General features: G+C 60.5%; 5 protein-coding genes. 3 read left to right on the top strand and 2 right to left on the bottom strand.

Annotated features, from left to right (window positions below; all coding sequences use genetic code 11):
• Positions 1 to 187 precede the first annotated feature (187 nt).
• The 3 genes from WAW39_RS05920 to WAW39_RS05910 are packed head-to-tail and all read left to right on the top strand — an operon-like array spanning position 188 to position 4933.
• Positions 188 to 2734, top strand: a complete 2547-nt coding sequence (locus WAW39_RS05920; protein WP_422316761.1) for a DUF7133 domain-containing protein — start codon at positions 188 to 190, stop codon at positions 2732 to 2734.
• A 2-nt stretch (positions 2735 to 2736) separates the two neighbouring features.
• Positions 2737 to 4143 carry a DUF1501 domain-containing protein gene (locus WAW39_RS05915; protein WP_422316759.1) on the top strand — a complete coding sequence of 469 codons (1407 nt, stop codon included), beginning with the start codon at positions 2737 to 2739 and terminating at the stop codon, positions 4141 to 4143.
• Position 4144: 1 nt separating this feature from the next.
• Positions 4145 to 4933, top strand: coding sequence for an alpha/beta hydrolase (locus WAW39_RS05910; protein WP_422316757.1), 789 nt, complete (start codon positions 4145 to 4147; stop codon positions 4931 to 4933).
• A gap of 2 nt (positions 4934 to 4935) precedes the next feature.
• Here the strand turns inward: WAW39_RS05910 and WAW39_RS05905 are convergent, their stop codons facing one another.
• Both WAW39_RS05905 and WAW39_RS05900 read right to left on the bottom strand, forming a co-directional pair.
• Positions 4936 to 6711 (bottom strand): hypothetical protein, encoded by a 1776-nt coding sequence (locus WAW39_RS05905; protein ID WP_422316755.1) that lies wholly within the window; start codon positions 6709 to 6711, stop codon positions 4936 to 4938.
• Between the two features lie 51 nt (positions 6712 to 6762).
• Positions 6763 to 7725 (bottom strand): polymer-forming cytoskeletal protein (locus WAW39_RS05900; protein ID WP_422316753.1); only part of this gene is annotated, 963 nt, incomplete at its 5' end.

The raw sequence follows: 7725 nt of genomic DNA, 5'->3' as shown, positions 1-7725 counted from the left end.
ATCAAGCTTTGGGCCTGCTTGTCATTGCGCCGCGATAAACTTGCCTTGCACTTCACCTCTCTGTTGGCTTTTGCCGCCGTCATCGATTGGATGCAGCCTTTCAAGAAGTTTTAAAACACTGCCTAGGATTTCGCCCGGCATATGGTTTGGTGATTGCCCCCCCTCAAAACCAAAAAACTGCTCCTCCATGCCTCCCCAAAGGTTCCCCTCATTCATCCTGCGTTCGTCGCTGTTTATCCTGGCGGCGTCGTTCCTGCCTTCTGCACAGGCCGTTCATCAAAAAAACGCCGGACCTGAAAAGGTCGAACTGAAGTTCAAGCTGCCACCGCCCGCGCCATTGTCTCCGGAGGAGGCGATGAAGACCTTCAAGGTCGAAAAAGGTTTCCACATCGAACTCGTCGCCAGCGAGCCGATGATCGAATCACCGGTGGCGATGAGCTTTGATGAGCAAGGGCGGCTCTACGTCGTCGAAATGCGCGGCTACATGCATGACTTTGAGGGCGGCGGTGAAAAAGAAACCACCGGTCGTGTTTCACTGCTCGAAGACACGGACGGCGATGGCCGCATGGACAAAGCGACGCCGTTTCTCGACAACCTCGTCATGCCCCGAGCCGTGCTGGCCGTGAATGGCGGGGCCTTGATCGCCGTGCCGCCCAATCTTTACTTCTGCAAAGACACCGACGGTGATGGCAAAGCCGATGTGAAAGATGTCGTTGCAACCGACTTCGGCACCCTCGGCGGTCAGCCGGAGCACATGGCCAACACTCCCATCTGGGCCATGGACAATGCCATCTGGAGCGCGGGTTACACCACCCGTTTCAAATTGCGCGGTGGCGTGTGGCAGAAAGACACCGGTCTTGGTCGCGGCCAGTGGGGCCTGTGCCAGGACGACTTCGGCAGGCTCTTCTTCAACTACAACTCCGACATGCTCCGTGCCGACCTCCTGCCCACGGAAGCTTTCACCCGCAACCCGCTGCTGCGCAACGCCACGAGCATCAATGCCAAAGTGGCCGCAGATCAGACCCTCTACCCCTCCCATCCTACCCCTGGCGTGAACCGCGGTTACGAAGCAAAATCACTCCGCGCGGACGGCACCCTGCCAAAACCGACTGGCACCTGTGGCGCACTGATCTATCGCGGCGATGCTTTTCCCGCCGCCTATCGCGGCAACGCTTTCGTGCCGGAACCCTGCGCGAACCTGGTGAAGCGATTCACGATGAGCGAAGCGGACGGCATCGTGAAGGCTACCAACACAGCCAAGACCACCGAATTCCTCACCTCCACCGACGAGCGTTTCCGTCCCGTGCAGGCCGCCAATGGCCCTGATGGCGCGCTTTACCTCGTGGACATGTATCGCGGCATCATCCAGCACCAAAGCTTCCTGACGCACTACCTCATTGCGAACATCAAGGATCGCAAACTGGAGACGCCGTTCAATCAGGGCCGCATCTGGCGCATCGTGCCGGACGCAAAAGAGCGCCCGCAGCCGGTGAAAGTGAGCAAAGATGTGAGCATGCTCACCCATGCCAACGGCTGGGTTCGTGACACCGCACAGCGCCTCATTGTCGAATCTGGCGATGCCTCCGCCGTGCCCGCACTGAAGGAGATGCTCACCCACAAATCGGCGCTTTCCCGTCTTCACGCGCTTTGGACTCTCGATGGTCTGGCAGCTCTCACTCCAGATCTGCTGCGCGCCACATTGACCGACAAAGACGCCCAGGTGCGTGCCGCAGCCGTCCGCATTTCCGCACGTGACTTGGCCCCAGATTTAATCGCACTGACTGCGGAAAAAGACGCGCTTGTCCTCGCCCATCTCGCCATCAAGCTCACCTCCTTCAATCTGCCGGATGCCGATACCGCCGTTGCAAAACTGCTCGCAAGCAACGGCAAAAACGTTTTGGTCCGTGAAGGTGCTTTGACCGGCATGCGCGGCAGGGAAGCGGCCTTTGCCAAGCTCATGGCCGGCCAGCTCACCAAAGACAACAGCTCGCAGATCATTCCCGTGATGGAGGCCCTCGGCTCGCTCCTGGCCCAGGCTGGCAAAGCAGGACCATTTGAAGACATGCTCGAACTCGCCGCCGCACAGCCTCAGGGCGGCGCGATGCAGATGGCCGTCATCAAAGGACTCGCCAGCAACGGTGGCGACCCCAAATCCAAAACACCCGCCAAGCTGCTCTGGCTCGACGCCGAACCTGCATCCTTGAAAACACTCAAGTCACTGATGAGCGACAAAGCAGCTGCCAAGCTGTTTGCGAGCGTCGAGGCACGTCTCGCATGGCCCGGCAAACCAGGAGCACCATCGCCGCCCAAAATCGTGCCGCTGAACGAAGCTCAGACAGCCTTGTTTGAGAAAGGCAAAACCGTCTACGCCACCCTTTGCGCCGCCTGCCATCAGCCGCACGGCTTTGGCCTTGATGGTCTCGCGCCACCGCTGGTGGACAGCGAATGGGTGCTCGGCAAGCCGGAGATTCTCACCCGCATCGTCCTCCACGGACTCGCCGGCCCGGTGAAGGTTGGCGGGCGCAGCTTCAACCTCGCCATGCCGCCGCTGCCTCAGCTCACCGACGAAGACATTGCCGGCGTGCTGACCTACATCCGCCGTGAATGGGAGCACAACGGCTCGCCGGTTGAAATCAAATCCGTCACCACCCTGCGCGCACAAAACAAGGCCCGCATGGCGATGTGGACGGAAGAAGAATTGAAAAATCTCGGCAAGAAACCGAGTTCCAAGTAATCATGCACTCATCACCACTGCTCCAACGTCGCGCTTTCCTCGGCAAAACCTCCCAAGGGCTCGGAGCAGTGGCGCTTGCATCGCTGCTCCAGCCAGCCCACGCCGCACCGGTGCGCGGCGTGCTGGGCACACTGCCTCTGCCGCAAAAGGCGAAGCGAGTGATCTGGCTCACCATGGCAGGCGGCCCCTCGCATCTGGAGACGTTTGATCCCAAACCGAAGCTTGCCGAAATGAACGGCAAGCCGATGCCCGAATCGTTCACGAAAGGGCAGCAGCTCGCTCAGCTGCAAGGCAAGCCGTTGAATTGCTTCGGGCCGCAGCACCCTTTCGCCAAATTTGGGAAGAACCAGATCGAGATCTGCTCCCTGTTTCCCCAGATTGGCAGCGTGATCGACGACATCTGCCTGATCCGCTCGATGACCACGGACGCGATCAATCATGATCCGGCGCACATGTTCATGAACACCGGCTCGCAGATCGCTGGCCGCCCCAGCATGGGCTCATGGATCACCTACGGGCTCGGCACCGAGGCCTCGGATCTGCCGGGCTTCGTTGTTCTGACATCCCTCGGCAAAGGCGGCCAGAACCAGCCCATCGCCGCACGGCAGTGGAGCAGCGGCTTTTTGCCATCGAAATACCAAGGTGTGCAACTGCGCGCCCAGGGCGATCCCGTGCTGTATCTCACCAATCCGAATGGCATCACACGCGATCAGCAGGGCCGCGACGTGGCGGCGATCAACGCGATCAACAAGCAGCACGACGCCCTCGTGGACGATCCTGAAATCGCTACACGCATCGCGCAATACGAGATGGCTTTTCAGATGCAGGCGAGCGTACCCGATTTGATGGACGTGAGCGCTGAAGGCGCGAAAACGCTGGAGCTTTATGGCTGCCAGCCCGGAGATGGCTCCTTCGCATCCAACTGCCTGCTCGCACGCCGACTCGCTGAGCGTGGCACGCGCTTCATCCAGCTCTATCACAAGGACTGGGACCATCATGGCGGCGTCAAAGAAGGCATCGCGCTCAAAGCGCAGGAAGTCGACCGCGCTTGCATGGCGCTCATCACCGACCTCAAGCAGCGCGGCATGCTGGACGAGACCCTCATCGTCTGGGCCGGTGAGTTTGGCCGCACCCCGATGTCACAGGGCGGCAGCGGTCGCGACCATCACAACAAGGCCATGTCCGTGTGGCTCGCGGGCGCAGGCATTCAAGGCGGCATGGTGCACGGTGCCACGGATGACCTCGGCTATGCCGCCATCGAAAAAGTCACCACCGTCCACGATCTGCATGCCACCATGCTGCATCAGCTCGGCATCCATCACGATGCCTTCAGCTTCAAGTTTCAGGGACTCGATGCACGCCTGAGCGGCGTGGAAGGTGCCAAAGTGATCAAGGACATCCTCGCGTGAAATGAGTTTCCGCACCTTTGAATCAGCCCACATCGGCAACGGCATTCATCACGCCACGGTGAAGTCAGCCGCACTGAGCCGTCGTGCAGACATCAGCTTCTATGTGCCACCTGATTCCAAGGCGGAAAAGCTTCCTCTCGTGATTCTGCTGCACGGCGTTTACGGCAGCCACTGGGCCTGGCTCTACAAAGGCGGGGCTCATCAAGTGCTCGACCGATTGATCAAAGAAGAGAACATGCCGCCGATGATGCTGGCCATGCCTTCAGACGGCCTGTGGGGCGATGGCTCGGGCTATGTGCGACATGCTGCGGCCGATTACGCCAGTTGGATTGTCGATGAAGTGCCCGAGGCAGCCGCTGAAATCGATTCACGCTGCGCCGAAGCACCTCGCTTCATCAGCGGCTTGTCCATGGGCGGCTACGGTGCGCTGCGGCTCGGGCTGCTGCACCCGAAAAAGTTTACGGCCATCAGTGCGCACAGCAGCATCACCGACGTGCCGCCGCAGATGCGGGACTTTGTGGAGGAGACCCTGGCAGAATTTGAGCTGGCCGAAACCGAGCCTCTCGCTGTCATTGATTGCGCAAAGCTGAACTCACGTCTGCCTCATCTGCGCTTTGACTGCGGCAGCGAGGATGTCTTGATAGAGCACAACCGCACGCTGCATCGTGATCTGGAAGCCGCTGGCATTCCTCATTTATATGAGGAGTTTCCCGGCGGTCACACCTGGGACTACTGGCATGAGCACCTGGCGGACACGCTGCGGTTTTTCAAAGCGTGCCTCTCCGCATAGGGTCACTTCTTCACCGATCTTGCCTTGTCGGTGTAAAATACCATCGGCAGGCTCAGGTGTTCTTTGTCGCCCACGGTCTGGCCAACGAGTGGAATGAGATTTTTGAAAGGAAACTCAGGGCTGGGGGCAAAATCGCGGTCGAAGGCGAGCATGGGACCACGAACGATGAGATCACGCCATTCGGCATAGGGGCCGGTGTAGATGTCGGTGATGCGCTCGACTTTGGCTGAGACAGGCGTCATGACGAATCCGGCCAGCTTCACACCGCGCGCCTCGGCTTTTGATTTCATGACTTCGTAGTCGCCGCGCTGCGTGCACAGATCCACGCAGGGCACGTCCCCATACCAGGCGATGAAAGCGGGTGAATCAGAGATGACGAACTCATTCTTCTCCATGAGCTGGCGCAGAATGGAAACGCGTTCCGGCAGGAAGGGCGGCCAGTGCGGCGGGATTTTGCCGCCCATGGTAAGACCGAACTTCATCAGCACGGGCAGATTCACCGCCAGTGGCAGCGCGGTGATGAGCAAGGCCACCAGTGGCGCGCCCCAGCGTGCCATGAAGTCGCCGGACATTTGAAAACGGGACCACAGCACCACCAGCATCGCCGCACCGAAGGTACACATGGCAGGCATGAGCACGATGTAGAGTGCATTGTCGTCCTTGTCTTTGTCCGCCAGGCCGATGAGGCCCATGCCGATGGTCACGCAGGCAAAAACAACCGCCAGCGTCCACCGTGCAGAAGCCGCATCCGCCTTGCGGAAGCGGTGCATGAGGGAAAGGAAAAACAGCAGGGCGGGCACGACATAACCCAAATGCGCCATCAGCAACCCCAGCTGGTCCTGCCAGCCGAGACCGACACGCCGCAGCAGATCATCCACCTGCAGCAGCGGCACGCTGGTGGAGAAGTCACGCAGCAGCAAATCATGCGCCACGGCAGAAGATTGCGCCTGAAACAAGGCCTTGATGCCACCGAGAGGGTCGCCGCAGAGCTGGACATTCCACCAGCCCCAGGCGGCCAATGTCAGCACCGGGAACAAGGCCACCACAATGGCCCCGGCCTTGCCGCGCGGAAGAAACACCACTGTGCCAATGATGATTCCCGTCACAATCCAAAGTGCCATCCAGTGCGTGAGCACCATCAGCGAACAGACGATTCCCAGCAGCGTGAGCGGCACAAACATGCCGCGATTTTCTACCGCACGTCCAGCCGCCGAGGCATACAGACGAAACGCCAGCGCAAACAGCAGCACCAGCAGCCCCCGTGGCGCACCACTGACCATCAGCTCCCACGCTGGCTCACACACCAGCAGCGCAATGGCCGTGATGGCTGCGACTTGTTCGTCAAACAAGCGCCGTGCTGCGCCGTGCGTGAAGAAAATCGTCAGCAGATACCAGGTCACGCCGAAACACGCGATCACCCGATCAAGCATGAAAATCGCCCCGCTGGTCACTGGATCATAAACCTCCCAGCGCTTCAGGAAACGAAAAGCCACCGACCACAGCAGCGGCTGGAGCGGCGGCTGCACGGTCTCGGGCATCGCCAGCGGCGTCGGTTGCTTTTGTGCCGCCTCCATCTGCGCCCAGGCATACGGTTCGATCACGTGCGTCTGATACGAGCCCGTCCGGGCGATCTGCCGCGCGAGCTGCGCCTGATTCATGCCTTCAGCACTGCTCAGGCCGCGAAACGTCACAAACACATGCAGCAGCGCCATGACAATGGCGGCGGCATAAAACACCAGTCGAAGCAGAGCGCCGGGGCCGGAGGAGTTGGGAGACATGGCCGTTACATGCCACAGACGGGCCCTGCGTGCCAAGAACGATCTCGCATCTCACTGATGCGGCTCGAAAATCACCCCGCCACACTGGCGCTGCCCGTCCGCGACCGCACAGCGCCAGTACCAGCGCACCGCAGGCTTCACAAACGAACCCAGCTTGCCTTCCAGAATGCGGAACTGCCCCAGCAGTTCGCCGCCATCCAGCACCTGGAGTGAACGCGCCGCCACGGTGCCTGACAAGGTGCCGCCCTTTTCCAAAGTCACCGGTCCTTCACACACAAAATCCCCCGAAGCATGGCCAGCCACGGTGATCGAGCGCGCCCGCACCTCCTGCAAAAACGTCACTTCACAGCCCGCAGCCACTTCAAGGCGATCACAGACGATGCTGTCAGCGATCAGTCCGTCCATGTCGATCGTCCTTGAAGGCAGTTCCAAAGACTCCTGCTCGATGCGCTGCAGCTTTTTCATGCAGATCGGGCAGGAAGGCGTGGCGAAGTCGCCCGCCGTAGTGACGACGAAGAGAAAATCACTTTTTTCAGCCGGCAGAGCCCGCACCGCAGCATCCAGCGCCACCGCATCCACTGCTTCGATGCGCAGTTCCTGCGCCGTGCTCAGCGCCGCCGGGCTGAACCCCGCAGGTGCAATCAAAATGCCGCGGGTATCGCGCGCGGTGCGCACCTCCTGAGCAAAACGCTGCACCGTCTCCGGCGTCGCCCCCCATTCGTTCCATGGGGCGGTCTTCACGATCGCCCGCCGCGCCTTCACCGATCTGGGTTCCTCGATCATGCCAAACAGCACCGCGCCGTCCGGCATGATGCGTGAGCCCGAAAGTTCGCAGCCAGCCTGTGCAGCAATCGCACGCGCCAGCTCTGAAAGGCGCGCCCAGTCCAGGCACGCAATCAACTCCGGCGACCAGCCGGCCAGCCGGTCCACACCGCCACTCCGCCGCAGGGAGAAACCTGCTTCTTCGAGAGTGACAAACGGATCAAGCATGGGAGAGGACTGGAGTCTTGCAGC

It is taken from the genome of Prosthecobacter sp. (assembly GCF_049294395.1).
Classification (GTDB): Bacteria; Verrucomicrobiota; Verrucomicrobiia; order Verrucomicrobiales; family Verrucomicrobiaceae; genus Prosthecobacter.
The sequence above is the reverse complement of the archived record's forward strand: the minus strand, read 5'-3'. Positions and strand labels throughout refer to the sequence as shown.